The 26,194-nt window shown below is 69.5% G+C and carries 23 protein-coding genes, 1 tRNA gene and 1 pseudogene; 7 read left to right on the plus strand and 18 right to left on the minus strand.

Going from position 1 to position 26,194, the window contains the following annotated elements:
• Nucleotides 1-7: 7 nt before the first annotated feature.
• From ACO2RJ_RS13525 to ACO2RJ_RS13535, 3 genes are all read right to left on the minus strand, one after another.
• A complete protein-coding gene (locus tag ACO2RJ_RS13525; RefSeq protein ID WP_423268529.1) occupies nt 8-1,801 on the minus strand; it encodes an acyl-CoA dehydrogenase C-terminal domain-containing protein in 1,794 nt (597 codons plus the stop codon).
• Nucleotides 1,802-1,954: 153 nt separating this feature from the next.
• Nucleotides 1,955-2,335, minus strand: coding sequence for a response regulator (locus tag ACO2RJ_RS13530; RefSeq protein WP_423268530.1), 381 nt, complete (start codon nt 2,333-2,335; stop codon nt 1,955-1,957).
• The gene (locus ACO2RJ_RS13535; protein WP_423268531.1) at nt 2,332-4,257 is read right to left on the minus strand and encodes an HWE histidine kinase domain-containing protein; all 1,926 of its coding nucleotides are present in this window, start codon (nt 4,255-4,257) and stop codon (nt 2,332-2,334) included. Before ACO2RJ_RS13535 ends, ACO2RJ_RS13530 begins: the two co-directional genes overlap by 4 nt.
• A gap of 270 nt (nt 4,258-4,527) precedes the next feature.
• Between ACO2RJ_RS13535 and ACO2RJ_RS13540 the strand changes: the two genes are divergently transcribed.
• The 5 genes from ACO2RJ_RS13540 to ACO2RJ_RS13560 all read left to right on the plus strand — a co-directional run bounded on the left by ACO2RJ_RS13540 (nt 4,528) and on the right by ACO2RJ_RS13560 (nt 9,531).
• Entirely contained in the window at nt 4,528-7,005 is a 2,478-nt protein-coding gene (locus ACO2RJ_RS13540) for a DUF3772 domain-containing protein (protein ID WP_423268532.1), read from the plus strand.
• Between the two features lie 35 nt (nt 7,006-7,040).
• Nucleotides 7,041-7,646: a CAP domain-containing protein gene (locus ACO2RJ_RS13545; protein WP_423268533.1), complete on the plus strand. Its 606-nt coding sequence runs from the start codon at nt 7,041-7,043 to the stop codon at nt 7,644-7,646.
• A gap of 95 nt (nt 7,647-7,741) precedes the next feature.
• Nucleotides 7,742-8,620 (plus strand): aldo/keto reductase, encoded by an 879-nt coding sequence (locus tag ACO2RJ_RS13550; protein ID WP_423268534.1) that lies wholly within the window; start codon nt 7,742-7,744, stop codon nt 8,618-8,620.
• A 63-nt stretch (nt 8,621-8,683) separates the two neighbouring features.
• On the plus strand, nt 8,684-9,178 hold the full coding sequence (locus ACO2RJ_RS13555; protein ID WP_423268535.1) for a GFA family protein: 495 nt from the start codon (nt 8,684-8,686) through the stop codon (nt 9,176-9,178).
• 255 nt (nt 9,179-9,433) lie between these two features.
• Nucleotides 9,434-9,531: transfer RNA gene (locus tag ACO2RJ_RS13560), tRNA-Sec, on the plus strand.
• Between the two features lie 892 nt (nt 9,532-10,423).
• On the opposite strand, the pseudogene ACO2RJ_RS13565 reads toward ACO2RJ_RS13560, so the two are convergent.
• The 5 genes and pseudogenes from ACO2RJ_RS13565 to ACO2RJ_RS13585 form a co-directional block, all read right to left on the minus strand.
• Nucleotides 10,424-10,882, minus strand: a pseudogene (locus ACO2RJ_RS13565) (cell wall hydrolase); the annotation flags it as partial.
• Between the two features lie 145 nt (nt 10,883-11,027).
• On the minus strand, nt 11,028-11,351 hold the full coding sequence (cutA, locus tag ACO2RJ_RS13570; RefSeq protein WP_423268536.1) for a divalent-cation tolerance protein CutA: 324 nt from the start codon (nt 11,349-11,351) through the stop codon (nt 11,028-11,030).
• Nucleotides 11,352-11,385: 34 nt separating this feature from the next.
• Nucleotides 11,386-12,870: a M48 family metalloprotease gene (locus tag ACO2RJ_RS13575; RefSeq protein ID WP_423268537.1), complete on the minus strand. Its 1,485-nt coding sequence runs from the start codon at nt 12,868-12,870 to the stop codon at nt 11,386-11,388.
• On the minus strand, nt 12,870-13,694 hold the full coding sequence (locus ACO2RJ_RS13580; RefSeq protein ID WP_423268538.1) for a thermonuclease family protein: 825 nt from the start codon (nt 13,692-13,694) through the stop codon (nt 12,870-12,872). The genes ACO2RJ_RS13575 and ACO2RJ_RS13580 overlap by 1 nt, the downstream gene beginning before the upstream one ends.
• 85 nt (nt 13,695-13,779) lie before the next feature.
• Nucleotides 13,780-14,667, minus strand: a complete 888-nt coding sequence (locus ACO2RJ_RS13585) for a cation diffusion facilitator family transporter (RefSeq protein ID WP_423268539.1) — start codon at nt 14,665-14,667, stop codon at nt 13,780-13,782.
• Nucleotides 14,668-14,862: 195 nt separating this feature from the next.
• On the opposite strand from ACO2RJ_RS13585, the gene ACO2RJ_RS13590 reads away from it, so the two are divergent.
• Entirely contained in the window at nt 14,863-15,369 is a 507-nt protein-coding gene (locus ACO2RJ_RS13590) for a cupin domain-containing protein (protein ID WP_423268540.1), read from the plus strand.
• A gap of 40 nt (nt 15,370-15,409) precedes the next feature.
• Here the strand turns inward: ACO2RJ_RS13590 and ACO2RJ_RS13595 are convergent, their stop codons facing one another.
• The 9 genes from ACO2RJ_RS13595 to ACO2RJ_RS13635 form a co-directional block, all read right to left on the minus strand.
• Entirely contained in the window at nt 15,410-16,333 is a 924-nt protein-coding gene (locus ACO2RJ_RS13595) for an ACP S-malonyltransferase (RefSeq protein ID WP_423268541.1), read from the minus strand.
• Complete coding sequence (gene mdcB / locus ACO2RJ_RS13600; protein WP_423268542.1) at nt 16,330-17,181, minus strand: triphosphoribosyl-dephospho-CoA synthase MdcB; 852 nt, start codon at nt 17,179-17,181, stop codon at nt 16,330-16,332. Before mdcB ends, ACO2RJ_RS13595 begins: the two co-directional genes overlap by 4 nt.
• 41 nt (nt 17,182-17,222) lie before the next feature.
• A complete protein-coding gene (locus ACO2RJ_RS13605; protein ID WP_423268543.1) occupies nt 17,223-17,951 on the minus strand; it encodes a biotin-independent malonate decarboxylase subunit gamma in 729 nt (242 codons plus the stop codon).
• Nucleotides 17,948-18,841, minus strand: a complete 894-nt coding sequence (locus tag ACO2RJ_RS13610) for a biotin-independent malonate decarboxylase subunit beta (RefSeq protein ID WP_423268544.1) — start codon at nt 18,839-18,841, stop codon at nt 17,948-17,950. Before ACO2RJ_RS13610 ends, ACO2RJ_RS13605 begins: the two co-directional genes overlap by 4 nt.
• Nucleotides 18,838-19,152 carry a malonate decarboxylase acyl carrier protein gene (gene mdcC, locus ACO2RJ_RS13615; RefSeq protein ID WP_423268545.1) on the minus strand — a complete coding sequence of 105 codons (315 nt, stop codon included), beginning with the start codon at nt 19,150-19,152 and terminating at the stop codon, nt 18,838-18,840. The genes ACO2RJ_RS13610 and mdcC overlap by 4 nt, the downstream gene beginning before the upstream one ends.
• 10 nt (nt 19,153-19,162) lie before the next feature.
• Nucleotides 19,163-20,824, minus strand: coding sequence for a malonate decarboxylase subunit alpha (gene mdcA, locus ACO2RJ_RS13620; RefSeq protein ID WP_423268546.1), 1,662 nt, complete (start codon nt 20,822-20,824; stop codon nt 19,163-19,165).
• 34 nt (nt 20,825-20,858) lie between these two features.
• A complete protein-coding gene (locus ACO2RJ_RS13625; protein ID WP_423268547.1) occupies nt 20,859-22,382 on the minus strand; it encodes a tripartite tricarboxylate transporter permease in 1,524 nt (507 codons plus the stop codon).
• Between the two features lie 14 nt (nt 22,383-22,396).
• Entirely contained in the window at nt 22,397-22,897 is a 501-nt protein-coding gene (locus tag ACO2RJ_RS13630) for a tripartite tricarboxylate transporter TctB family protein (RefSeq protein WP_423268548.1), read from the minus strand.
• Between the two features lie 86 nt (nt 22,898-22,983).
• Nucleotides 22,984-23,967 (minus strand): Bug family tripartite tricarboxylate transporter substrate binding protein, encoded by a 984-nt coding sequence (locus ACO2RJ_RS13635; RefSeq protein ID WP_423268549.1) that lies wholly within the window; start codon nt 23,965-23,967, stop codon nt 22,984-22,986.
• Between the two features lie 145 nt (nt 23,968-24,112).
• Between ACO2RJ_RS13635 and ACO2RJ_RS13640 the strand changes: the two genes are divergently transcribed.
• Nucleotides 24,113-25,150: a threonine aldolase family protein gene (locus tag ACO2RJ_RS13640; RefSeq protein ID WP_423268550.1), complete on the plus strand. Its 1,038-nt coding sequence runs from the start codon at nt 24,113-24,115 to the stop codon at nt 25,148-25,150.
• Between the two features lie 58 nt (nt 25,151-25,208).
• On the opposite strand, the gene ACO2RJ_RS13645 is transcribed toward ACO2RJ_RS13640, so the two are convergent.
• Complete coding sequence (locus ACO2RJ_RS13645) at nt 25,209-26,096, minus strand: LysR family transcriptional regulator (RefSeq protein WP_423268551.1); 888 nt, start codon at nt 26,094-26,096, stop codon at nt 25,209-25,211.
• Nucleotides 26,097-26,194 lie beyond the last annotated feature (98 nt).

Here is a 26,194-nt window from a genome sequence, read left to right on the forward strand (position 1 = left end):
ACCGGGCTCAGAACGCCTCGGCCGGCAGGGCCATCACGGCGTCCGCGCCGGCGGAGATGCGGGCGAGATGGGCCGAGGTCTCGGGCAGATGCCGCTCCATGAAGAAGCGGCCGGTCGCGAGCTTCGCGTCCATCTTCTCGGCGACGCCGTCTCCTTCCGCCTTCTTCTCGAGCGCGGTCTTCGCGATCTTCGCCCACATGAAGCCGAGCGCGACGAGGCCGAACAGATGCATGAAGTCGGTCGCGCCGGCGCCGGCGTTGTCGGGCTTCGCCATGGCGTTCGCCATGAACCACATGGTCGCGTTCTGCAGGTCTTCTCGAGCCTTCTTGAGCGGCGCGAGATAGATCGCCATGCCCTCGACCGCGGCGTTCTCGGCGAGAAACCCGTCGACCTCCTTGAAGAAGGCCATGATCGCCCTCCCCCCGTCGCGCGGCAGCTTGCGGCCGATGAGGTCCATCGCCTGCACGCCGTTCGCGCCCTCATAGATCATGGCGATGCGGGCGTCGCGGACGAACTGCTCCATGCCCCATTCGGCGACGTAACCATGGCCGCCGAACATCTGCTGCGCTTTCACCGTGTTGTCGAAGCCGACGTCGGTGAGCACGCCTTTGATCACGGGCGTCAGCAGACCCATGTGGTCGTCGCCGGCGACCCGCTCCTTCTCGTCTTCGCTGACGAGCGCGACGTCGGCCTTGATCGAGGTCCACAGGATGAGCGCGCGCGCCGCCTCGTTGAACGCCTTGATCGACATCAGGGTGCGGCGGACGTCGGGGTGGACGATGATCGGGTCGGCCGGCCTCGCGGCGTCCTTCGCGCCGGTCAGGGCGCGGCCCTGCAGGCGGTCCTTCGCGTAGGCCGCGGCGTTCTGGTAGGCGACCTCCGACTGCGCGAGGCCCTGAATCCCGACGCCGAGCCTCGCCTCGTTCATCATGGTGAACATCGCACTGAGCCCGCGGTTCGCTTCGCCGACGAGCCAGGCGGTCGCGCCGTCATAGTTCATGACGCAGGTCGCGTTGCCGTGGATGCCCATCTTGTGCTCGAGCGCGCCGCACGAGACCGCGTTGCGCTCGCCGAGAGAACCGTCCTCGTTGACCAGCACCTTGGGCGCGACGAACAGCGAAATGCCGCGCGTTCCCTCCGGCGCGCCATCGATCCGCGCGAGCACGAGGTGGACGATGTTCTCCGTCAGGTCGTGCTCGCCCGCCGAAATGAAGATCTTCGTTCCCGTGATCCTGTAGGTCCCGTCCGGCTGCGGCGCGGCCTTCGTCCTGATCAGCCCGAGATCGGTGCCGCAATGCGGCTCGGTCAGGTTCATCGTGCCGGTCCAGGCGCCCGAGATCATATGCGGAAGGTAGATCCGCTTGAGCTCGTCGCTGCCATGGAGCACGAGCGCCGCGATGGCGCCGGCGGTCAGCCCGGGATACATCGCGAGCGCCATGTTGGCCGAGGAGGCGTATTCGTTGACCGCGGACGCGATCGTATGCGGCAGCCCCTGGCCGCCATAGTCGGGATCGGCCGACAGTCCGATCCAGCCGCCCTCCGCGAACTGTCTGTAGGCCTCTTTGAAGCCCTTCGGCGTCGTCACCGAGCCGTCGGCCTCCCGGACGCAGCCCTCGACGTCGCCGGTCCGGTTGAGCGGCAGCAACGTCTTCTCGGACAGCTTGGCGCTTTCGAGCAGCACGGCCTCGACCGTCTCGCGCGTCGCGTCGGCGAAGCCGGGAAGGTTGGCGTAGCGTTCGAACCCGAGCACGTCGAACAGGAGGAAGAGCGTCTCGTCGACGGGCGCCTTGTAGGTCGGCATTATGTCCTCGCCGTCTCAGTGTGTGGATGCACTATAACGGCGAGCCGGAGGAGCGGGAACTGGGCGCGGCTAAATCTTTCGGCGGGACCGCGGACGCAACGGACTGACTCGGTGACGCGGGCCAGCGGTTCGACTTCGAGAGCGTTCGCCCCGTCACTCCCCACGCGACAGCGCCGCGAGTGTTCCGAGCGCCCGATCGAAATCCTCCGGCATGAACGGCTTCTGCAGCGTTGCGACGTTCGGATAGCGGTCGCGGACGCCCGCTCCGCCGTAGCCGGTGACGAACACGAAGGGAATGTCGCGCTTCGCCAGTGCGTCCGCCACTTCGAAGCTCTCCACCCCGCCGAGATTGACGTCGAGAAGCGCGCCGTCGATCGGTTCGCTCTCGATCGCGCTCAGGGCCGCCGACACGGCGCCGGCCGGGCCGACCACCGTGGCGCCGCGGTCAGCCAACATGTCCTCCACAAGCATGGCGATCATTGCTTCATCCTCGACCAGAAGGATGCGCAGGCCGTTGACCGGACTGTCGTTCATGGAATCATGATCTTTCTCGAAAGTGGAAGGTGAATGGCGCATGATACCCCAGCAGGGTCAAATGCGAGCCGCGCGCTGCCGCCGAGTTCGCCCGGCGCGCCGCGCTCGATGAGCCGGGACCCGAAGCCGCGGCGCGCCGGAGGGCTGAGCGCCGGCCCGCCCGTTTCGCGCCAGAGGAGGTCGATCGCGGGTCCGGTCGGCCCGTGCCCGACCGACCAATCGACCGCGACCCTGCCCTCCGGATCCGAGAGCGCGCCGAAGCGCGCCGCATTGGTCGTGAGTTCATGAAAGACGAGCGCGAGGGTGACGGCCGCGTTCGGCGACAGGCGCACCTCCGGACCTTCGATCGTCACTCGCTCGCCGCCCGCGACCGCATAGGGCGCGAGCGTGTCGGCGACGACGTCGCGCAGCGGCGCCGCGACCCAGGTTTCCCTCATCAGCAGGTCCTGGGCGCGCGACAACGCCATCAGGCGGGCGTTGAAGGCGCGCTCGAACTCGTGCACCGACGTCGAATCGGACCTGGCCTGGCGGGCGAGCGCCTGCACCGCGCTCAGATTGTTGCGCACCCTGTGGTTCAGCTCCGCGACCAGCGCGTCTCGAATGCTGTCCGCCTCTCGCCGCTCCGTGACGTCCGCCGCCACCTTAAACAGGCCGGTCGGCCGACCGTCGTCGTCGACCAGGCAGGTGACGTTGCTGATCGCCCATACTGTGGACCCGTCGGGCCTGACGTAGCGCTTCTCCTGCGAGAACGACTGGCGGTTCTGGATCGCCTGCGCCAGCCGCGACGCGGTGCCGGGAACGTCGTCCGCGTGAGTGACGTCAAGGATGTTCAACGCAGAGAGCTCCGAGGGCGCACGTCCCAGGAGAAGGCCCATGCCCTCGTTCGCGCGGAGGAACCGGCCGTCGAGGCTGAGCTCGGCCAAGCCCGCGGAAGACTGCTCGAACAGCGTGGCGAACCGCCTTTCGCTCACGCGAAGCCGGGCCGCGGCGTCGGCCCGGTCAAGCGTAAGCCAAAGCTGGTCGCCAACGTCCCGAACGAGATCGAGCTCGACCGAATCCCAGCGACGAGGATCCCCGTCGCCGAGGACCCAAGCGGCGACGGCGCGGCCTTGGCGCATGATCGGCACGGCCGCCGCGGCGCGCATCTCGGCCGCCTCCCAGCGCCGGCGGGCTTCGGCCGCGACACGCGAATCGAGAGCGGCGTCCTCGACCGAAACGGCCCGTCCCTCCACCGCCTCCGAAAGCGGGGCTTCAGCTAAGGCCTCTCCCGGATCCAGACCGACGCTGAGCGAGCCGTCGGAGCGCCACCGCGCGCGGTCCGCCTTCGGACCATGCAAGCGATCGAACTCGACATAACTGACGCTCGCGACGGAGAGATGCCGGCCGATTTCCCCCAGCGCGGTGTCGAGAATCGCGGTCGCGTCGAGATCCGCGACGTCGTTGAGACGATCCGCGAGCGCCACGCGGAACGCCTGCATGCGGGCGGTCTTGACCGTCAGGGTCGTCTCGTTGCCCTGATTGAACAGGCCGGCGACACGTCCGTCTTCGCCGAAGATCGGCGTGAGGCTGTAGTTCCAGTAAGTCTCCTCGAAGCGGTCGCCGCGCCGCATCTCGAGGCGCGTGTCGAAATGGGAGATCCCCCGCCCCGTCTCCATGACCGAAGCGAACTCCGCCCCGATGGTCGGCCAGATGTCGCTCCACACCTCGGCGGCCGGCCGGCCGATCGCGTCCGGATGTCGCTCGGCGGGTATGGACGACCAGGCGTCGTTGTAGAGCAGCCGGAGCTCCGGTCCCCAGTAGATCGCCGTCGGCATGCTCGAATGCAGGCAGATCCCCACGGCCGCTTTGAGCGCCTCAGGCCACGCCGAAGGCGGTCCGAGCGGATGCGACGCCCAGTCGAACGCCCGAAGGCGCGCCGCCATCTCTCCACCCCCGCCGAACAGAAGCAGCTCCCCTCGCCCGAGGACCGCCGTGACGCGCGCTGCAAGCGCCTACGGTCCGACCATCGCGCCGCCCTTTGGCGACGCACCAATCCGGTGTTATGGCGACATCGGCGCTCTTCGACAGGGGGTGACCGGCGAAACTTTCCCGACTGCGCCGCGCCCCTCGACGGACGGCCGTCCGCCAAGCGCCTCTTCTTGCCCGCAATCGCGCGGCATCAACGCCGTCATTCGCAGCGCCGAAAGGCCGTCATGACTCGCCTGCCCTTTCGCGCGCTCCGCGCGCTGTCGCTGATCATCGCAGCCTGCGCCCTCGCCGCGTCGGTGGCGCTGGCGGAGGATCTTTCTCCCACCGTCTCGATCGACAACGCCCGGGCCGAGCTCGACCGGATCGAAGGACGCCTGACGGCGAGCGCGCTCAACGACGGCGAACTCGACGCGCTGCGCCAGAGGATCGATCCGCTGACCATCGCGCTCGACGCGGCGGTCACGCAGTTGCAGCCGCAATTGTCGGCCGCCGACGCGCGACTCGCTCAGATCGGACCGAAGCCGAAGGAGGGCGAGCCCGCTGAGAGCGCGGACGTGGCGCGCGAGAGGGACGTGCAGGCCGCGACCCGCCAGCAGATCGACGAGGCGATCAAGCGGGGCAAGCTGATTCAGGTCGAGGCGACGCAGGTCGCCGCCAAGATCGCCGAGCGACGGCGGGCGATGCTCGCCGACCGCCTGTTCGAGGGGTCGCGCTCGCTTGCCGATCCGCGCTTGTGGGCCGACGTCGTCCGGGAAGCGCCGAACGACCTGAACAATGTCGGCCGGCTGGCGGCGGACGTCGCGCAGACCGTCTCCCGGAACTTCGGTCCGGCCCAGATCGCACTGGCGGCGACGGCGCTGCTGGCCGCTGCGTTTCTGCTCTTTCCCGGCCGTCGCTGGGCCGCCGGCTTCGGCGAACGCCTCGTCATCCAGCAGGCGCCGCAGTCCAGACTCAGGCGATCGATGGTCGCGCTGGTCCGGCTTCTCGTCACCACGCTCACGCCGCTTCTCGCGACCGCCGCGCTTTACTGGGCCCTCAAGGCCGCCGGCTGGATGCCCTCGAAGTTCGAGACGCTGGCCTTCATGGTCGTGCTCGCATCGGGGTTCATCGGGTTCACCCACGGCATCATGCGCGCGCTGCTCGCGCCCTATCGGCCGAGCTGGCGGATCGTCGACCTCTCCGACGCGGCGATCGCCGAAATGAAGAACCAGCCCGTCTGGGTCGCGCTCGGCTTCGTCGCCGGCCGGCTGGTGCATCACTTCAACGAAGCCGTCGGCGCGAGCCTCCCGGTCGTCATCGCGAGCGGCGGGCTGTTCGCGCTGCTGAACGCGGCGACCTTCGCGATCGCCCTTCGGCGCATACGCGCGGCCGAGCGCGTGGAGGCGACCATCCGCTCCGATCATGGAGACGCCTTCGACCGTCCCGTGCTGCTCCTCCTGCGGCTGATCGCGTGGATGGCGGTCACCGCGTCCGTCGTGTCGGTCTTCGTCGGCTATGTCGCCTTCGCTCAGTTCCTCATCAATCAGGTGATCTGGATCGCGGCGGTGTTTTCGCTCGCCTACCTGTTGCTGATGGTCGTCGACGACGTGCTGACGACGGGGCTGTCGGCCGAGACCCGCGTGGGACGCAGCGTGAGCGGCGCGGTCGGCATGCGGCCCGAGTCGCTCGAACAGCTCGGCGTGCTGCTCTCGGGCGCCGTCCGGATCATGCTGATCGGCGCCGCCGCGCTTCTGGTCCTCGCGCCATGGGGCCTTGCGTCAAGCGACGTCTTCGGCTGGCTCCGCTACGCGATCACCGGCGTGCAGATCGGCGACATCAAGGTGTCGATCCCGGGCGTGCTCGGCACCCTCCTTCTGGTCGCGATCGGCTTCGGCGTCACGCGGCTGGCGCAGCGCTGGCTCGACAGGGATCTGCTGCCGAAGACCCGCATGGACGCCGGCCTCAAGGCCTCGATCAGCACGGGCGTCGGCTATCTCGGCGGGATCGGGGTGATCGTGCTCGCGGTCACCTCTCTCGGGTTCAGCCTCGACCGGCTCGCGATCGTCGCCGGCGCGCTCTCGGTCGGCATCGGCTTCGGCCTCCAGGCCGTGATCTCGAACTTCGTCTCGGGCGTCATTCTTCTCGCCGAGCGGCCGATCAAGGCCGGAGACTGGATCGTCATCGGCTCCGACGAAGGCAACGTCCGGCGGATTTCGGTGCGCTCCACCGAGATCGAACTGTTCGACCGGTCGACGCTGATCGTGCCGAACTCCGACTTCATCACCAAGAGCGTCAAGAACGTGACCCACGGCAGCCCGGTGGGCCGCGTGAAGATCGACTTTTCGGTCTCGGCGGCGGTCGACCCGGTCGCAGTCAAGGCGGTCGCGATCGAGACCGCCAAGGCCAACGGCGCGATCCTGGCGTTTCCAGAGCCGCAATTGTTCCTCAACAGTTTCGCCGCCGACCAGAACGCGTTCTCGCTCTTCTGCAACGTGCCGAGCCCCCGTCAGGCCGGCAGCGTGAAGAGCGACCTCAACTTCGCGCTGGTGAAGGCCTTCGCCGAACGGGGCGTCGCGCTCGGCGGGCCGGCGGGGCCGACCGTAGTGGACGCAGCAGAGCGGATCGGCGAGATTCTCGGTCGATTCGCCAAGTCCCCGGGGCTACACGACGCCTCCGACGCGCCGCTCTCCGCCCCCTCGCCCACCGCGGCGACCAAGACCTGACCCCCGCTCATGCCGAGCCGTCCGCGGAGCCTTTGATGCCCGTTCTGACCCTAGGCCGCCTCGCCGGCGCATTCGCTTTGTGCGCGGGGCTCGTCGGCTGCTCGGCCGAGCCCGGACCGCGGGTCCCGACGACGCCCGGCGTGTACCAGAGCCAGTCGCGTCCGGGCGCCGCCCTCGACAAGCGCGCGGCCGTCGAGATGATCACCGAGTTCCGTCGCGGAAGCGGCCTCGGGCCAGTGACGCTCGACCCGGCGCTCGACCGCATGGCCGAGGCCCAGGCGCGCGCCATGGCGTCGCTCGGCAGGCTCAGCCATGCGGCGCCCCTCCCGTTCAAGGAACGGATCGCGCGCTCGGGCTATCGCAACGGCGGCATGTGGGAGAACATCGGCGCCGGCCACGACACTCTCGCCGACGCGTTCACCGGCTGGCGCTCGTCGCCGCCGCACCGCAGGAACATGCTGGAGCCGAAGGCGTCCCGCATGGGGATCGCGGCCGTCCATGCGCCGGGCACCCGCTTCGAGGTGTTCTGGGCGCTGGTGCTCGCGGACCCCGACGATCCGCGCCCTCAGATCGTCGCCGCGCAGCCGCCCTCGCGGCCGGCGGACCAGCTGACGATCAACGGGGTCGCCGTGCCGCGCTGAGGCTCACTGAGCGATCTTTGCGCCGACGCTCGGCCGAGCTTGCAGTGCAAATCGCGACGAAGCTCCTAGATGCAGGGCATCAAGGAGATCTCCTCATGAGCGACACAACCGCATCCGCGTCCGGTCAATTCAAGATCGGCGACGCGACCGTCAATCGCCTCGGCTTCGGCGCGATGCGCGTCACGGGCGAGGGCGTCTGGGGCGAGCCGCGGGACCGCGCCGGCGCGCTTGCGACGCTTCGCCGGCTGCCGGAGCTCGGCGTCGATTTCATCGACACCGCCGACAGCTACGGGCCCTTCGTCAGCGAGGATCTGATCCGCGAGGCTTTGCATCCCTATAAGGGGTCGCTGATCGCGACGAAGGGCGGCCTCACCCGCCACGGCCCCGGCATATGGGAGCCGGTCGGACGCCCCGAATATCTTCGCCAATGCGTGCTGATGAGCCTGCGCCGGCTCGGCGTCGAACGGATCGATCTCTGGCAGCTCCATCGCATCGATCCCAAGGTTCCGCAGGACGAGCAGTTCGGCGTGATGCGCGACATGCAGAAGGAAGGGCTCGTCGCCCATCTCGGCCTCAGCGAGGTGGGGGTCGCGGAAATCAAGGCCGCGCAGAAGCACTTCACGGTCGCGACGGTGCAGAACCGCTACAATCTCGTCGACCGCGGCAGCGAGGACGTCCTCGATTTCTGCGAGGCCGAAGGCGTCGGCTTCATCCCGTGGTTTCCGCTGGCGGCCGGCGACCTCGCAAAACCCGGCTCCGTGCTCGACGAGATCGCGAAAAAGCTCGGCGCCGGGCCGAGCCAGGTGGCGCTCGCCTGGGTTCTGAAGCGCAGTCCGGTCATGCTGCCAATCCCCGGCACCTCGAAGGTCAAGCATCTCGAGGAGAACGTCGCGGCGGCGGCGATCGCGCTCTCGGACGCCGATTTCCGCGCGCTCGACGAGCAGGGCAAGGCGGCCTTCGCGAAAGCCGCCTGAGCGCTCGAAACCATCCGCGCCGCGCTCCGGAAACGGCTGGGGCGCGGCTGAAAGGAGACCGCCATGCCGATGGCGCTGAAGGGCTCGTGTCGCTGCGGGGCGGTGCGCTTCTCCTGCGACAGCCACGCGCCCTACCCTTACCAGCTCTGCTACTGCTCGATCTGTCGCAAGACGGCGGGAGGCGGCGGATACGCCATCAACCTGCACGCCGACGCCGCCACGTTGCAGGTCGAGGGCCGCGACGCCATCGGCGTGTTCCGCGCCGAGATCGCGGAAGGGACGGGGCGCGGCCGTCTGAGTTCCGGCGAGCGGAACTTCTGCACGCGTTGCGGGACCGCCTTGTGGCTGTTCGATCCGACCTGGCCCGAACTCGTCCACCCCTTCGCCTCGGCGATCGATAGCGATCTGCCGAAGCCGCCGGTCCGCACGCATTTGATGCTGGGCTCCAAGGCCTCGTGGGTCGAGCCGGCGATCGGCCCGGACGACCTCACCTTCGAGGAGTATCCGGAGCAATCGATCGAGGACTGGCATCGCTCCAGAGGCCTCTGGATCGACTGAACCGCGTCGCCACGCGGCGGCCGGCGAGATCGACCCGAAAATGCCGAACCGGATCGCTCGGAGGGCTACGACAGAGACGCCGAGCGCCGGGTCAGGCCGAGGCTCACCCGGGCTAGCCAGACGCGGTTCGAGTGGGTCGACCGCAGCCCTCGCCGGATCGCCCCGACGCGGGTGGCTCGTCCCCAGCGCCCTTGGCGGCCCGCCCCAATCACCGCTTGCATGGACGACGTTCCGTACGGCACATCTCATGACGACGGAGGAGAAACGTTCCCCGGTGGGGCGTCCGGACTTCAAATCCGGGAGGGGCTGCGGATGCGGTCTTTGGTGGGTTCGACTCCCACTCTCTTCCACCAGCTCCAGATCAGGCGGCTATCGGCCGGACCGGGTCCGTGCCGCAGGCCCCTCGGCGTCGAGCAGTTCATCGATGTCGACGGCAGCGGGCGCCTGCGCGCTCCGGCGGCGGGCCGGAGCGGCGGGGTCCGATCGGCGAGGCGCCGCAGCTCGGGGCTCCGCGTCGTAGCCGCCATTCCATCCGCCTGCGGCCGAGGCCTGGATCGGAGCCTTCGGGGCGATCGTTCGCGGCCGCGGAGCGGGGCGAGCGACCGCCGGCCGCGGCGTCTCGGCCAGCGCCTGATCTCCCGCCCTGGACAGGGCGTAGGAGGTGTCCTCCGGCTCCGGCGATCCGTAGATCTCCCGGTCGATGCTGCCGGTGCGGACGGGCGCCGGGCCGGCGCGCCAGCCGTGAGCGGCGGGATCGTCCTTCTCGATGTCCGGCACGCGCGGACCGATCTGGACCTCCTCGCGGCGGTCGCGCCATTCCTTGTTCGAGGCGGGCGCCTGGCCGGCGTCGGCCGCGAGCTCCTCGTCGCGCCAGCGGTCTTCGGGGCGCGGCTTTTCAAGCGAGGCCACCACGATCGGCTTCCTCGTGGGCGCAGGCTCGTAGATCGGGACCTCGCCGGCGTCGGCCATGCGCGTCTCGACGCGGGCGCCGCGACGCGGCTGTGGCTCCTCGCGGACGGCGACCTCGGTCCGCTCCGCCGCGCGGCGCGTCGCGATCTGTTCGCGCGCGGGAGCTTCCCGAGCCTCGGCGCGCGGGGAGCGCTCGAGAGGCGGCTCCGGGGCGCGGTCGTTCTCGTAGACCACCTCGTTGCTCGCGACCATGATCGCGCCGCCGACGCTCTCGGAGGGAGTCGGCGGTCCCGGCCAACGGCCCTCGCCGCCCCACAAGGTCTTGGGGGCCTTGGTCTTGTCGTAGAAGGCGTTGCCGCCAGCGACGAGCACGTAGCGCATGTTCTTGTAAGGGTAGCGGTAGCCATAGGTGTGGAAGAACTGAGCGTTCTGCACGCCTGGATGACGCTTTCCCGACAAGACGATGTCCGCCATCCTGCGAGCCCGCGGCGCGCCCCGGTCGGTCATCGGACGTGTGAGCACGCCCGGCGCGAACTGCTTCGGCGCGCCGACGACCTGACACACCGTCGAGCCGTATCGGCCCGACTTCAGCCGGTTCATGACCACGGTGCCGACCGCGAGCATCCCTGCGTCGCTGGAGCGGTTCGATTCGAAATACATCGCTCGCGCCAGGCACTCGCGCTCGCTCAGGCGGACGCGCACGACGCCTCCCCCTGTCGAGGCGCAACCGGCGAGGACGGATGCAGCGATGACCAGGAACGCCGCACGGACGCAGGCGGAAGCAGGTCGGGGCACGCGGAACTCCAACACAATACGCAACGCTGGAGCGAACTGTGGCTCTTGGGCGACACATGCCCAGGAACGCCGTTCTGTTCGTCCGACGCTCAACAAAACGCGAAGAGTGTGAGGAAACGTTTAAGGGGTCTGCGCCCGCGGTTCGTCAGACCGGTTCGGACACTTCCCGCGCCAGCCAGTCGAGATAGTCCCGAGAGCCGCCCAGAATGGGGAGCACGACGATTTCGGGCAGCTCGTAGCTGTGACGCTCGCGGATCGCCGCCTCCAGCGCTGGCGCGGCGGCGGCGGTCGTCTTCATCTCGACGACAAATTCCGGCGTTCTTTGGACGGCGCCGTCCCACCGATAGACGCTGTCCGCGGCCGCTATGCGCGCGCAGGCGGCGAGGCGGCGATCGACCGCGTCGGTCGCTATCGCGTCCGCGACGGCGCGATCGTCGACGGTGGTGACGACGATCACGAACTCCGTCATCCGTGCCCCCTTACGTCCGGCCGGACGCCATCGCTCATTCGTCGATGATCTTGAAGCGCGAGCCGGGCTGCGGCGTCTCGCCGGGCGCAAGGCCGTTGAGCACGGCGAAGCGCTCGACCGCGCGGTCCGACACGGCCATGCGGGCCGCGAGGCTCGCCTCCGTATCGCCCGTCCGCGCCCGGACCATCTCGACTTTCAACGGCCGCGCCGCGTCGATCTCGGCCTGTGACAGCCTGCGGAAGCTCATCAGCGACTCGCGGAAGCCCGCGTCCACCTGGGCGGTCAGGTCGCGCGCGGCGAAGATCAGACGGTAGACGTCCGGTCCGAAGCGGATCGCGGCGAACCGGAAGGTCCATTCGCGACCGCGCGCGACGACGGTCACCGCCTCCATGCCGTTGACCTCGATCTTCTCGACCGGGCCGGGCTCCGCGCCGTCGATCCAGTTTTCGGAGACGTAGCCTTCGAGGGTCTGCCCGCCGGACAGCTTGGCGGCGTCCATGCGGAGCGCCCTCCCGTCCGGTGCGACGCCCAGCAGGGCTTCGGCGCCGTTCTCGAAGGTGAAGCCGTCCGGCGCCACGAAAGAGAAGCCCAGCCGGGGATGGAGGAAACGACGCCCGCGCGCGAATCCCTGGCTCGGATCGTCGCCATAGGTCATGCCGTGGATCGCGGCGAGATAGCCGTCGTGGTCGCGCTCGCCGATCCCCGGCGCGGCCACTTGCCGCGCGGCGGCGACCGAGAGCTGCACACGTTCCGGCGTGGACGGATGGGTCGACAGGAAGTCGAGGCCGGGCTGGGAGGGCTTTTGGCCGAGCGCGGCGCTCCTGAGGTCGGCCTGCCGACCCATCGAGAGCAGGAAGCGCGAGGCGCCGTAGGGGTCGAAGCCGGCCCGCGCGACGTTCTGCACGCCGATCCGGTCGGCCTCGAGCTCCTGGGCGCGCGAGAAGCTCGCAAGCGACAGCCGGCTCTTGGCGAGGGCGACGGCGCCGGCGTTCTGATCCTGCAGCACGTCGGAGACCACGCGGCTGACCAGCACCGCCTTACGCTCCTCGTCGGCGCGCTGCAGCGCATGGCGCGCGGTCACATGCGCCATCTCATGCGCCAGAACGGCCGCGACCTCGGAGGAGTCGTTCGCGATCGCAAGCAGGCCACGGGTGACGTAGAGGTTGCCGTTCGGAAGGGCGAAGGCGTTGATCAGCGGGGAGTTTAGGATCGTCACCTTGTAACGCAGGTCCGGCCGCCCGGACGCCGCCGCCAGTCGATCCGACACCGCGTTCAGCAACGCCGTCAGTTCCGGCTTCTCGTAGACGCCGCCGTAGACGGCCGCGATGCGCGCCTGCTCCTGGCTGACCGCGCTCGGCGGCGGCGGCGCGACCTTGGGGGCCGCCGCCGGCACCGCCGCGACCGTCTGAGGAACGGCCCGTTCGGAACCGACGCTCGAACAGGCGGCGAGCAGCGCCGCCACGCCGCCCAAAGCGACGAAGCGGCCGAACGATCCGACCATCCCGAAGAACCTGCCCATCACCGCTTCAGGCCCGCGTCTGGTATCGGCTCGATCTGGGCTGCCTCCGAGACAAAGATCGTCGGTCCGCGTCCCACCTCGACCACACCCCGCACTCTCAGCCGCGCGCCGGCGACCGCGCCCAGCGTCGCGAACCCGCCGAGCTTGCGAAGGGCGGCCTCTGAGAGCGTCAGCGACAGGGCCTCGCGCCAGCGCGCTCCGAAATTCACATACGCCCGCCGGGAAGCGATCCTTACGCTTGCGACACGCCCCTCGACCACCACGAAGCGGCCGGCCTCGGCGGCGAGCGCCGCTCCGTCTGCGGCGTTCCGAATCTCGTAGTACGGATCTGACCACAAACCAAGGCGAGCATCGGCCGCCTGCCGCTCCGCGGCGCGCAGCGTGGCTGCGCAGTCACGGCCGGCGACGTCGGCGACGACCCGGGCGAGCCCGGCGGCGAGCAGAGCGGAGGCCACGCCGGCATGGTCGGCGGCCTCGATCTCCGCGAGATAGCCGACGAGGCGACCGTAGCGGTCGGGCGACCGGCCGGACAGCCGCAACTCCATCACACGATCGGCGGTCGCCCGTTGCAGCGCGGCCCGGGAGGCGAGATCGAACGGCCACGCCTCTGCGGACTGCCCCAACGGCGCCTTCGGCGCGACGATTCCGGCGAGCCGAACCTCGCGGCCGTCGTCGAGCAGCACCGTGTCGCCGTCGAGCGCGCGCTCGGGAGCGACCGCCTCGGCCTCGGCCTGAAGAAGGCACGGGGCCGCGCTCGCCGGATGGACGGCGGCGAGGCCGAGCGCGAGCGAGATCGCCTGCTGTCGCATCACGGACGCGCGCACGTCATGTCGGCGGGAGCCCCCGAGGCCCAAAAGAAAAACCGGCCGCAATCCTGCCGTCGACATGGTGCATGTCGCGTAAACGCGGCTAAAGCACGACGATTCCCGCGTGTTTCGCCTTTTCTTCGGGCTCGACATGGATCGTCACGACGATCTCCCCGTCTTCCGCCTGGAGCGCGCGCTCGATCCGGTCGCAGATGTCGTGAGCGGCGGAGACGTGCATGTCGCCGGCGACGACGAGGTGAAAATCCACGAAGGTGAGCCTCCCGGCGTGGCGGGTGCGCAGGTCATGGGCCTCGATGGCGCCGTCGGCGTTGCGGGCGATGGTGGCCTTGATCCGATCGAGCGTTTCGGCCGGCGCGGCTTCGTCCATGAGCCCGCCCACGGAGGCGCGGACGAGCTGGACGCCGGACCACAGCACGTTGACCGCGACGAGAGCCGCGATCGCGGGATCAAGCCAGACGAAGCCGGTCGCGACGACCGCTCCGAGGCCGGCCAACACGCCGACCGAGGACACCACGTCCGCCATCAGATGCTTGCCGTCGGCGATCAGCGCAGGCGACCGCGACGCCCGGCCTCGGTTCAACAGCAGAAGGCCCCAGGCGGCGTTGATCGCTGTCGCCGCGAGATTGGCGCCGACGCCGATCGGCGTGAGATCGACCTCGCGAGGGTTGCGAAACGCGCCCCACGCCTCGTTGATGATGGCGGCGGCCGCGATGATGATCAGCGCGCCCTCGATCACCGCAGAGACATATTCGGCCTTATGGTGGCCGTAGGGGTGGTTGCGGTCCGGCGGAGTCGCGGACAGGCGGACGGCGACGAAGGCCGCGACCGCCGCGGCGACGTTGACCACGCTTTCGGCGGCGTCGGAAAACAACGCGACCGAGCCTGTCAGAAGCCATGCCGCGGTCTTCAGCGCGAGCACCACCAGCCCGACGACAATGCTCCCAAGGGCGATTTTCGCGACCCGATCCATGCCGCGCCCCCGCCCGCCGCTTCGTTCGCGGAGCGAGTAGCGGCCTCGCGCCGTTGCGGCAACAGCTATCTTCGCTGTTGCGAGGCGCTTGCAGCTCTTGGCGCTTTCAGGGTCGCCCGCCGACGGCGCTTGATCCTGCGGGCGAGCGGATTAGACCAGTCACAGGCGGCGCGCGATCGCCACAAGGGAGGCCGGATGACCGACGACCGCGAAGTTGACCATCATCACGAGCACAGCGCCGCCGACGAGCGCTGGAAGCATGACGGCGTGCGGGTCATCAAGGGTGACCGGCTCGACTCCAACACGGCCCAGACGCCCGGCATGTTCCGACAGGCGGCGATCAACCACGCCCGCGTCGGGGCCCAGAAAATCTGGGCCGGCACCGTCTCGATCGAGGCGAACGCCAAGACCGGCGTCCACCATCACGGCGCGCTGGAGAGCGTGATCTACGTTGTCAGCGGCAAAGCGCGGATGCGCTGGGGAGAGCGGCTGCAATTCGTCGCCGAAGCCGGCCCAGGCGACTTCATCTTCGTGCCGCCTTACGTGCCGCACCAGGAGATCAACGCCGATCCGGCCAACCCTCTGCAATGCGTGCTGGTCCGTTCGGACAATGAGGCGGTGGTGGTCAACATCACAGACGTCGATCCGGTGGAGCGGCCGGAAGAAGTGTACTGGGTCGACCCCATCCACAAGCATCCCTGAGATTCTGCGTAACAGCGCGGATCCGGCTGAATGCGCCCCTCTACGCGTGCCGCCGCGCCCACGCCGCGGCGCCCGCCGCGCTTCGAAAATCCTCGAAGGCCCGGGCTGGCACGTCCGGATAGGCCTCCTCGACCATCCGGGTGAGCGCGCGCCCGGACCCGATCTCCAGCGTCGCTGTCGCGCCATACTCCAAGACGGACGCCAGGCAGCGCGCCCAGTCCAGACGGTCGTGAAGCTGGATCGACAGGTAATGAGCGGCGTCCTCGACGCTGCGGAGGGCCCGGCCGTCGATGCCGGCGAGAACGGTCGCGACGGGCGGACGCCACCCGGACGCGCGTATCGCTTCGGCGAAGGGAGGCCCCGCGGCCGCCAGCAGCGGCGTGTGCGACGCGACGCGCACGCCAAGGCGGCGGACGTGGCGCGCCCTGAGTTCGGCCTCGACGGCGAAGCGCTCGACGTCGTCCGCCGCTCCGCCGATCACGACATGATCCGGCCCGTTGACGATCGCGACGAAGACGCCAGTCTCGTCGGCCAGACGCTCGGCGTCGGCGACCGACAGCCCGATCGCCGCGACCATGCCCTGCCGCGGCCGGCCTGCGCAGGCGGCGTCCATGCAGGCGGCGCGCCGGGCGACGACGGCGAGCGCGCGGCCTTCGGGGAAAGCCCCCGCGCAAGCGTGAGCCGCGATCTCGCCGGCGCTGTAGCCCGCGCACACCGACGCCTCGATTCCGTTCGCGGATAAGGCGGCGAAGGTCGCGACGGCGTGCCCGACGACGAGCAGCTGCGCGACCCGGTTTTCCGTCAGCGCCTCAGGCGGGGCCGCGATGCGGCCGCTCATGACATCGAGCCCGGTTCGCAGGGAGATTTCGGCCAGCGTCGGCCGCGCAGCCTCCTCGGCGGCGAGACGCTCGAACATGTCCGGATGCTGTGCGCCCTGCCCCGCGCAGAGGATCGCGAGCGTCACGTGCGAAAGCCGTGGTCCTCGAGCCCAGCGAGGAACAACGTCGCCGCCAGCAGATCGGCCGCCCCTCCGGGGCTGTGGCGCTCGGCGACGAAGGCCTCGTGGACGCAGACCGCGCGGGCGAAGCCCCCCGGCGCGAGCATTCCGCCGCTCGACAGGAATGCGCTCGCCTGCCCCTGGGCGTCCGCAAGGGCGGCCGCGCCGCCCCGGTAGAGAAGATTGTTGTCCGGAAGGACGGCGACGATCGCGAACAGCGCCTGGACGCTCGCCGCGTTGATCTCCAGGCCGGCGGCGCGCGCCGTCCGGAAGGCGGGCAGCGCGTGGTCAAGCACGGTGGGAAAGCCGGCGGCCGCCTCTTCGCGGGCCCCCGGCGCGCCGTAGCGCGCGCGCACGGCGGCTCCATGGCTTGCGTCCTTCGAGAACCGGGCCGCCTCAAGGATGGCCTCGCCCCAACGCAGAGCGACCGTCGAGCACACGTCCGCCGCGGCGGCTCCTCCCCCGGCGATGACCCACCCGGCCGCCGCCGCGAGCAATCCAAGGGAGAACACCGCGCCGCGATGCGTGTTGACTCCCCCGGTCGAGGCGAACATGCGCGCCTCGGCGCGACGACCCATGCGGTTCAGATCCGCGAAACCAGCCCCCCGCGCGCCGCCGTCCGCCATCTCGCCGAAATACCCATCGAGCGCCGCGATGCTGCGCATGAAGGTCTCGGCGGTCATGTCGTCGTGGCTGCCGGCGTCGACGAAGCTGACGAGGCCCGGCTTGGGGTAGCAGGCCAGCTCCCGCGTCAGGGCCGCGACCGCGAGCGCGTCAATCTCGGCGGCGATCGGATCGCCTGTCGTATCGGGCATTGCGTCCTCGGCGGCGAACGCGGACGCCGATCCTTCCGCTGTCACTTCGTCGACCCGGCGCGCACCCGGGCGGCGACGTCCTGCGCGAGACGGCGTCCGCCCCGTTCGGCGCCGAGCGCGCGGCGCGGATCGTCCTGCGGGAGAGGCTGCTCGAGCGCGTCGCGGAAGCGCGCCTTGAGGTCCCCGTCCCAAACGCCTTCGAGACCGCCGACGCGGATGAAGTTCTCCACGCCGGGGCCGAGCACCGGGTTGACGGCCGCGAGTTCCGCGAGCCGCTCGACCGGAATCTTGGTCACCCGCGCCATCGCCGCAGGGGCCATGACCCGGACCTCCGCGCCTGGGAGCGCGTAGCACAGGTCGGTCGACAGCCCCGTCGCCATGAAGCCGCCGGAGACTGCAAGGTCGTGCACCACCCCGATCACGCGGTGGCCACGACGCCGCGCGGCGTCGAAGCAGCGCGTGAGATGGGCGATGCAGCCATTGTTCGCCATCAGTTCGTCCCAGCGGCTGAGGCGGTGGCCGGCGTTGTCGACGATGACGAGGATCGGCCGCCCCGGCTCGTCCCGCATCGCGTCGAGCACCGGGCGGGCGAGATCGAGCGCGACGTCGGCGCCGATGGTCGCGCGCTCCAGCGTCCCGACGACCGTGACGGCGCGACCGTCGAAACGGGCGACTCCGGACACCACGCTGCCCTTGCGGGCGATCCCGTGATCCGCGCCGAACAATTCGGCCAGCACGCGGCCGACCGGCGTGTCAGCCAGGCCGCTCACGGCGCCCGCCCGAGCGCGTCGACGAGGCTGTTGAAGCGCTCCGCGTCAAGCGAAGGCACCGCGCCGGGGTCGTTGACGCCGAGACGCGCCCAGACGTCGGTCCCGTCGGCGCAGTCGGCGAAGCGTTCGAGCCGTCGACGGAGCGCAGCGTGCTCCGCTTCGAGCGCGTCGAGATCGAGCGGGCGGCTGCGCCCGAGGAAGCCCGCGATCGCCGTACGGAACGCCTCCACGTCGTCGGCGACGAGCGCGTCGATCTCGCCGATCAGCCGGCGATGCTTCGCGCCCATCGTACGCCAGACCAGCGCGCGGTCCTGCGCGTCGAACTCCTCGATGCCTTCGACCGCCTCGATGACCTCCGGGCCGGAAATCGACAGGCGCCCCTCCTCGCTCGCGATGATCCAGTCGCAGGAGCGCGCGACGATCGACATGCCGCCGTAGCAGCCGTTCTTGCCGCCGATCGCGACGATGACCGGCACGCCCGCGTGCCGAGCGCCGAGCGCCGCGCGCTGGATTTCGCCCATCGCCACAAGACCGGCGTTGGCCTCGTGAAGGCGCACCCCGCCAGTGTCGAGCAGCAGCACGACGGCGTCCGGCTTCACGTCCGTCGCGCGCTCGAGGATGCCGGTGATCTTGGCGCCATGGACCTCGCCGACCGCTCCGCCCATGAAGCCGCCCTCCTGCGCGGCGATCAGGACCGGCCGGCCGCCGAGCGTCCCCTCGCCCACCACGACGCCGTCGTCGAACGCCACGGGAAGGCCGAGCGCCGGCAGATGCGGGCTGACGCGCCGCTCGGCGGGCGGGCAGAATTCGGTGAAGGATCCCGCGTCGAGCAGCGCCCGCACGCGGCCACGCGCCGTCGCCTCGTAGAAACTGTTGCGGGCGACCCTCACGCGGCCGATCCCTTGATCTCGGAGGCCGCCTGGTCGAGCCGCAAGCTGACGACCGCCGGCGTCGCGCCGCCATCGTTGATCGAGATGCGGACGTCCTCGAACCGGTGGCGAGCGAAGAAATCCTCCAGCACGCGCTCCCAGGTTCCGCCGAAGCCGCGCACCGACGTGTCGACGACCGCCGAGCAGCGCCCGCCGAGGCTCGCTGCCTCGATCATGACCTCGAGATTGCCCGAGCCCACCACGCCGACCAGGGCGTTCGGGCGCGCGGGCCTCGTCCCCCCTCCGGGATAGTCGAACTCCAGGTGCTCCATCGGAGGCTCCTCACCAGTTCCGGAAGCGGGACGGCGGGTCGTACAGGCCGCCGGACCACGCCACGAGATCCTTGATCGAGCGCGCGGCGAGCAGGTCGCGCGTCGCGAGCCGCTTGTCGACGCCGATGTCCTCGGCGTACTGCACCGCGCCCTTCTGCCTCAGCCGCTCCACCATGGCCTTGTCGCGCTTCATGCCGACCGGCGTGTAGCCCGCGACGCCGCGGATCGCCTGCGCGCGCTCCGCCAGCGTGTCGCAGAGCAGCAGGTTCGCGATGCCCTCCTCGGTGAGGACGTGCGTGAGGTCGTCGCCATAGACCATCACCGGCGGCAGCGGCATGCCGAACGTCTTCTGCAGCTCCCAGGCGTCGAGGGTCTCGACGAAGGTCGGCGACATGCCGTCCCCGAAGGTCTCGACCATCTGCACGACGAGCTTGCGTCCGCGCGGCATCGTCCCTTCGCGCCGCTGCTCGGCGCCGGCCTTGAGCCAGGGCTCGCTGCCGTGGCGCCGGCCGCGCGAGTCCGAACCGAAGTTCGGGGCGCCGCCGAAACCGGTGATGCGCGCAAGCGTCGCCGTCGAGGAGTTTCCCTCGAGGTCGATCTGAAGCGTCGAGCCGATGAACAGGTCGGCGTAGTGGCCGGCGAGCTGGCAGAAGACGCGATTCGACCGCATCGTGCCGTCGCGGCCGATGAAGAACACGTCGGAGCGCGCCGCCGTATAGGCTTCCATGCCGAGCTCCGAGCCCGCGCAGTGGATGCCTTCGACGAAGCCCGCCTCGATCGCCGGGATCAGCGTCGGACACGGGTTGACCGACATGTAGCGGCAGATCTTGCCTTTGAGGCCGAGGTCCGCGGCGTAGGTCGGCAGGATCAGCTCGATCGCCGCGGTGTCAAAGCCGATGCCGTGGTTGAGCCGCGCCACGCCGTATTTCTCGTAGATCCCGCGGATCACCATCATCGCCATCAGCACCTGAACCTCGGTGATGACGGCGGGGTCGCGGGTGAAGATCGGCTCGATGTAATGCGGCTTGGGCGCCTCGACGACAAAGCTCACCCAGTCGCCGGACACGTCGACCCGAGGGACCTTGTCGACCAGGCGGTTCACCTGCGCGATCAGCACGCCGGACTTGAAGGCGGTCGCCTCCACGATCGCCGGCGTGTCCTCGGTGTTCGGCCCGGTGTAGAGATTGCCGTCGGCGTCCGCGGCGTCGGCTGCGACGAAGCTGACCTGAGGTGTGAGGTCGCAGAAATAGCGGCTGTAGAGCTCGAGATAGGTGTGGATCGCCCCGACCTCGACCTTCCCTTCCTTGATCAGCCGGGCGATCCGCAGCCCCTGCGGGCCGGCGTAGCAGAAGTCCAGCTTGCGCGCCGTGCCGCGCTCGAACACGTCGAGATGCGCGCTTAGGGCGATGTTCGACTGCACGACGTGCAGGTCGTGGATCTTGTCGACCGAGGTCTTCGCGAGCGATTCCGCCAGAAAATCAGCGTGCTTCTGATTGTTGCCCTCGATGCAGATGCGATCGTATGGCTCGATCACCGCTTCGAGGAACGCCACGATCTCGTCGCGGCGCGCGATCTTGCCGTCGGCGAAGGCGGCGCCGCGCGCCAGCCGCTCGCGGTAGCTGGTTTCGAGCGCGTTCCAGACACGCGTCTCCTGGCGAACGCTGTCCAGCATCACGGCGTCCCTTGCGGAAACCTGTCCGGCGTCCTCACTCGGCCGTCCCCATCGCCGGCTTGCCGCGCCCGCCGCGCATCTTTCCGATGAGGTCCCCGACGGGCCCCCAGAACAGGAGCAGCGCCGAGAGGATGATCAGGGTCGTAACCAGCCCGTTGGCCCAGAACACCTGGAGGCTGCCGCCGGAGCCGAGCAAAGCCTGCCGGAAGGCGTCCTCGGCGCGATCGCCCAGCACCAGCGCGAGCACCATCGGCGCGAGCGGATAGTCGAGCTTCTTGAAGACGTAGCCGACCACGCCGAACGCCAGCATGAGCCAGATGTCGAAGGTCGAGTTGCCGACCGTGTACGCCCCGATCGCGCAGACGATCAGGATGATCGGCGCGACGATCGCGAACGGCACGCGCATGATCGCCGCGAACAGCGGCACCGTCGCCAGCACGATGATGAGGCCGGCGACGTTGCCGAGATACATGCTCGCGATCAGGCCCCAGACGAACTCCTTCTGCTCGACGAACAGCATCGGCCCGGGCTGCAGACCCCAGATCATGAGGCCCCCGAGCAGCACCGCCGCCGTCGCCGACCCCGGGATGCCGAGCGCCAGCATCGGCAGCAGCGCCGAGGTGCCGGCGGCATGGGCCGCGGTTTCAGGCGCCAGCACGCCCTCGACCTCGCCCTGACCGAACCGGTCGCCGCTCTTCGAGAACCGCTTCGCCAGCCCGTAGCCCATGAAGGACGCGGCTATCGCGCCGCCCGGCGTGACGCCCATCCACATGCCGACCACGGAGGAGCGCACCAGCGTCGCCCAATACCGGGGGAGGCTCGCCCAGGTCTTCAGCACGACCTTCAGGTCGATCGCGGCCTTCTTGCCCTTGAACTCGAGCCCCTCCTCGATCGTCAGAAGAATCTCGGAGACGCCGAAGAGCCCGATCACGACGACGAGGAAATCGAAGCCGCGCATCAGCTCCATCGAGCCGAAGGTCATGCGCAGGTCGCCGGAAATCGTGTCCATGCCGACGCCGGCCAGCAGAAAGCCGATCGCGAGCGAGATGACGATCTTGGTGCGGTTCTCGCGCCCCATGCCGATGAAAGAGCAGAAGGTCAGCAGGAAAACCGCGAAGAACTCGGCCGGCCCGAATCTGAGCGCGAATTTTGCGACCAGCGGCGCGACGAAGGTGATCAGGACCACGCCCGAGAGCGCGCCGATGAAGGACGCCGTGAAGGCGGCGGTCAGCGCCTCGCCCGCTCGCCCCTGCTGGGCCATAGGATAGCCGTCGAACGTGGTCGCGACCGACCAGGCCTCGCCGGGAATGTTGAACAGGATGGAGGTGATCGCGCCCCCGAACAGCGCCCCCCAATAGATCGACGACAGCAGGATGATCGCCGATGTCGGATCCATGCCGAAGGTCATGGGCAGAAGGATCGCGACGCCGTTCGGGCCGCCGAGGCCGGGCAGCACGCCAACCACGATGCCGAGCAGAACGCCCACGATCATGAAGCCGACATTGTGCCAGCTGAGCGCGACCTCGAAGCCGTGCAGGAGCGAGGAGAGATCGTCCATCGGTCGCTATCGCCTCAGTAGCCGAGCCAAGCTTCGAACGGGCCCTTGGGCAGCGGCACCCGGAACTGCAGCTCGAACACCCAGAAGGCGATGACAGGCGTCAGCGCCGAAATCACCAGCGTCGTCCACCAGCGGAACGAGCCGAGGAACACCATGAACGCCGCCATGAAGATCGCCGACGAGACGTAAATCCCGATCCATTCGATCGCCGCGACATAGATCGCGAGCGGCGCGAAGATCTGCGCCACCAGCGCAAGCTGGCCCCAGGTCGCGAATGTCCCTTGGTCGCGCCGGCGGATTGCGTTGATGAGCGCGAAGGCCGACGCGATGGCCAGAATCCATCCCACGCGGGCGGGGAAGAAGCCGGATTGGGGCCCGCCATCCCACCCCGCGCCGCGGCCGTAGCTGTCCCACAGCACCATGGCGGCGAGCACGAGGATCGCGCCGGCGACCACGATTTCGACCGATCGACGCGACGGGCCGGACCCGCCCGCGGCGTGTTGCTCTGCCGACATGACGGCGCTCCCCGTGTCAGATCGTTTCAAACGACGTGCAAGCGCTCCGGGCGGCCGGTCTCCCGAGCCGGCCGGAGCGCGAGACATCAATTGGTCGCGAGGAATCCGGCCTTCGCCATCAGGTCCTTATGCAGAGCCTCATCGGTCGTCAGGAAGTCCTCGAAGTCCTTGCCCAAGCGGAGATCTGGCAACAGAGCGTTGCGCTCGAGGTATTCCTTCCACTCCGGCGTCCCGGCGACCTTCTTGAACAGCTCGACGTAATAGGTCTGCTGTTCGTCGGTCACGCCGCCGGGCATGAAGATGCCGCGCAGCATGTTGTAGGTGAATTTGAGGCCCTGTTCGCCGCAGGTCGGGACGTCGGACCAAGCCATATCGCCGGCGATCTTCCCGGTATAGGCGATGCGCTTCGGCGACAGCACGCAGAGCGGCCGTGTCGCGCCGCCGCGCCAGTTCGCGACGTCTTCCGAGGGATTGTTGGTGTCGGCCGCGACATGGCCTCCGGCGAGCTGGCTGGTGGCCTCGCCGCCCGACTTGTAGGGAATGTAGGTCAGCTTCACGCCCGATTCCGCCGCGATCGCGGAGACGATGAGGTCGTCCTCGCGCTTCGAGCCGCCGCCGCCGATCTTGAGCGCGGGCGAGGCGGTCTTGGCCTCCGTCAGCAGGTCCTGGACGGTCTTGTAAGGCGCGTCGCTCTTCACCCACACCAGGAACTCGTCCTGCGCGAGCATCGCGACCGGCGTGAAGTTCCGCCAGTTCACCGGAAGCTTGGTCGACAACGGCGTCATGTAGATGCCGCTCGACGTCGTCAGAAGCTTGTGCGGATCGCGGACCGACTTCTGGATGTCCATCATCGCCTCGCCGCCGGTCGCGGCGGGCTTGTTGACGACGACGATCGGCTGCGGCGCGAGATTGTGCTTCTGGACGATGCCCTGCACGGTGCGGGCCATCTGGTCGGAGGCGCCCCCGGGCCCAAACGGAACGACGATCTCAATCGCCTTGGTCGGCTCCCACGCCTGCGCGAGGGTCGGGAACGCAAGAATCGCGAGAGCCGCGAGCGCGGACGCCTTCATGTAGTCCTCCCCATGTTAGGACGCGTTGCTCGCATCCCCTTTTGTGGCGATCCTAATTCAGCGCAAATTGATGTGCAACTGACATATTATATGCGACTTCGCCGTGGCCGCCGAAGCCCGCTGAGATCTCCGGGAGCTTGCTGACGTGATCGATCTGTTCTCCGACACCCAGAGCCGGCCGACGCCGGGCATGCGCGAGGCGATGGCGCGCGCCGAGGTCGGCGACGAGCAGGCGGGCGCGGACCCCACGACGAACGCGCTGTGCGCACGGGTCGCGGAGCTGCTCGGCATGGAGGACGCGGTGTTCATGCCGTCGGGGACGATGTGCAACCTCGCCGCGATCCTCGCGCAGACGCGGCCGGGGGACGAGATCGTGGTCGACGCTTCGTCGCACATTTTCAACACCGAGGCGGCGAGCGCGGCGACCATCGCGGGCGTCTCGAGCCTGCCGATCACGACCGCGGACGGCGTGTTTTCGGCCTCCGACGCCGAGGCGGCGGTGCGGCCGAAGATCCGCACGGCGCCGCGGTCGGCGCTGATTTCCGTTGAAAACACAACGGCTTTCTCCGGCGGCTCAGTCTGGCCGCTCGCGACCATGCGGGCCGTCCGGGACGTCGCGAAGCGCCACGGGCTCGCCGCGCATGTCGACGGGGCCCGGCTTCTGAACGCGGTCGCGGCGACCGGGATTTCGGCTGCGGACTACGTCCAGGGCTTCGACACCGCCTGGATCGACCTGTCGAAGGGGCTGGGCTGCCCGGTCGGGGCGGTGCTGTGCGGCTCGAAACCGTTGATAATTGAGGCGTGGCGCTGGAAGTACCGGCTGGGCGGGGCGATGCGGCAGTCGGGAATTCTGGCGGCGGCGGGGCTTTATGCGCTCGACCATCACGTCGAGCAGCTCAGAATCGACAACGCCAACGCGCAGGCCCTCGACGCCGGCCTCAGGGCGATCGAGGGGATCGTGATCGCCGCCCCCACGCAGTCCAACATCCTGCGGTTTTCCGTTCAATCTCTTGGGGTTACCGCCGACGCCTTCGCGCGCGCCTGCCTCGAGCGGGGCGTCCGGATGCGGGCGACCGACGCCTATGAGATCCGCGCCACCACCCATCTCGACGTCGACACGGACGGGATCGCGACCGCGATAGAGGTATCCAGGGAGGTCGCCGGAGCGCTTGGGAGGGGCTGAGGCGCGCCGCGCCGCCGCCATGCCCGAACGGTATGGCTCCGCGCTCAGCGCTCCGCGCTCAGCCCACAAGCCCCGACCACAGCGCCTCCGCCGCGCGGCCGAGCCGGCCCTCGGCGCGGAACAGGCGGATCTCGACGTCGATCGCGTCCCCCTCGCCGGAGCCGGCCGCCGGCACCAGCCGGCCGTCGCGCAGCGCGTCGCCTGCGAGCGCGAGCGGCAGCCAGGCGACGCCCTCGCCCGCCAGCGCCATCGACATCAGCGTCGCGCCGAGATGGCTCGTGAACACGATGTCGGCCTCCGCGGGCGGCAGGACCCGCGCGGCGACGATCCGCCCGATCCCGGACTGTTCGGCGTAAGCGAGCAGCCGGACGCGCCCGCCCGCAGGGCCCGGCAGCGCCCAGAGCGGGCCGCCCCCGGCCTCCGGCGCGCTCACGGCGAGGATCCGGTCCCGCCCCACCACGACGCTCGAAAGCCGCCCCTCCCCGATCCGCTCCGGCGCCTGCGGATCATTGTGGCAGATAAGGAATTCGGCCTCGCCGCGCCGCAGCACCTGCTCGCAGGCCGCGAGATTGTCCGAGATCAGCCGGATCGCGCCGAGGCCGGGAGCCGCCCCCCGCACCCAGCCGGGAAAGAAGGTGAAGGACAGCGCGTGGGTGCAGCAGAAGCGCACGGCGTCCGCTTCGCGGCCCGAGAGCGCGCGGACCTCGCGCCTCAGATCATGGATGCGCCGGACGATCTCGCCGCCGCTGGCCCGCACCCGCTCGCCCGCCGCCGTCAGCTCCGCCCCGCGCGGCCCGCGCTCGAACAAAGGCGCCCCGATCCAGTCCTCGAAGGCGCGCACCCGGCGGCTGAAGGCCGGCTGGGTGACGTGCCGCGCCTCCGCCGCGCGCGAAAAATTGCGCGTCTCGGTGAGCGCGAAGAAATCCTCCAGCCAGACGAGCTCCACCGCCGCCGCTCCCGAACCGCCTCACGAGGCGGCATCCTATCACGGGCTCGATGCCGATCCGGCATGGCGACGCGCCGCATCGGCATTGGAGGCGGGCC

Source organism: Hansschlegelia sp. KR7-227 (genome assembly GCF_049446035.1).
In the GTDB taxonomy this organism is placed as follows: domain Bacteria; phylum Pseudomonadota; class Alphaproteobacteria; order Rhizobiales; family Methylopilaceae; genus Methylopila.

Excerpts from the sequence above, each read along its gene's own strand:
- ACO2RJ_RS13550 (WP_423268534.1), top strand. The coding sequence starts at position 7,742 with ATGAGCGACACAACCGCATCCGCGTCCGGTCAATTCAAGATCGGCGAC.
- mdcC (WP_423268545.1), bottom strand. The coding sequence starts at position 19,152 with ATGGAGCACCTGGAGTTCGACTATCCCGGAGGGGGGACGAGGCCCGCG.
- ACO2RJ_RS13590 (WP_423268540.1), top strand. The coding sequence starts at position 14,863 with ATGACCGACGACCGCGAAGTTGACCATCATCACGAGCACAGCGCCGCC.
- ACO2RJ_RS13625 (WP_423268547.1), bottom strand. The coding sequence starts at position 22,382 with ATGGACGATCTCTCCTCGCTCCTGCACGGCTTCGAGGTCGCGCTCAGC.
- mdcB (WP_423268542.1), bottom strand. The coding sequence starts at position 17,181 with ATGCCCGATACGACAGGCGATCCGATCGCCGCCGAGATTGACGCGCTC.
- ACO2RJ_RS13635 (WP_423268549.1), bottom strand. The coding sequence starts at position 23,967 with ATGAAGGCGTCCGCGCTCGCGGCTCTCGCGATTCTTGCGTTCCCGACC.
- ACO2RJ_RS13535 (WP_423268531.1), bottom strand. The coding sequence starts at position 4,257 with ATGGCGGCGCGCCTTCGGGCGTTCGACTGGGCGTCGCATCCGCTCGGA.
- mdcA (WP_423268546.1), bottom strand. The coding sequence starts at position 20,824 with ATGCTGGACAGCGTTCGCCAGGAGACGCGTGTCTGGAACGCGCTCGAA.
- ACO2RJ_RS13545 (WP_423268533.1), top strand. The coding sequence starts at position 7,041 with ATGCCCGTTCTGACCCTAGGCCGCCTCGCCGGCGCATTCGCTTTGTGC.
- ACO2RJ_RS13585 (WP_423268539.1), bottom strand. The coding sequence starts at position 14,667 with ATGGATCGGGTCGCGAAAATCGCCCTTGGGAGCATTGTCGTCGGGCTG.
- cutA (WP_423268536.1), bottom strand. The coding sequence starts at position 11,351 with ATGACGGAGTTCGTGATCGTCGTCACCACCGTCGACGATCGCGCCGTC.
- ACO2RJ_RS13530 (WP_423268530.1), bottom strand. The coding sequence starts at position 2,335 with ATGAACGACAGTCCGGTCAACGGCCTGCGCATCCTTCTGGTCGAGGAT.
- ACO2RJ_RS13540 (WP_423268532.1), top strand. The coding sequence starts at position 4,528 with ATGACTCGCCTGCCCTTTCGCGCGCTCCGCGCGCTGTCGCTGATCATC.
- ACO2RJ_RS13525 (WP_423268529.1), bottom strand. The coding sequence starts at position 1,801 with ATGCCGACCTACAAGGCGCCCGTCGACGAGACGCTCTTCCTCCTGTTC.
- ACO2RJ_RS13555 (WP_423268535.1), top strand. The coding sequence starts at position 8,684 with ATGCCGATGGCGCTGAAGGGCTCGTGTCGCTGCGGGGCGGTGCGCTTC.
- ACO2RJ_RS13575 (WP_423268537.1), bottom strand. The coding sequence starts at position 12,870 with ATGGGCAGGTTCTTCGGGATGGTCGGATCGTTCGGCCGCTTCGTCGCT.
- ACO2RJ_RS13630 (WP_423268548.1), bottom strand. The coding sequence starts at position 22,897 with ATGTCGGCAGAGCAACACGCCGCGGGCGGGTCCGGCCCGTCGCGTCGA.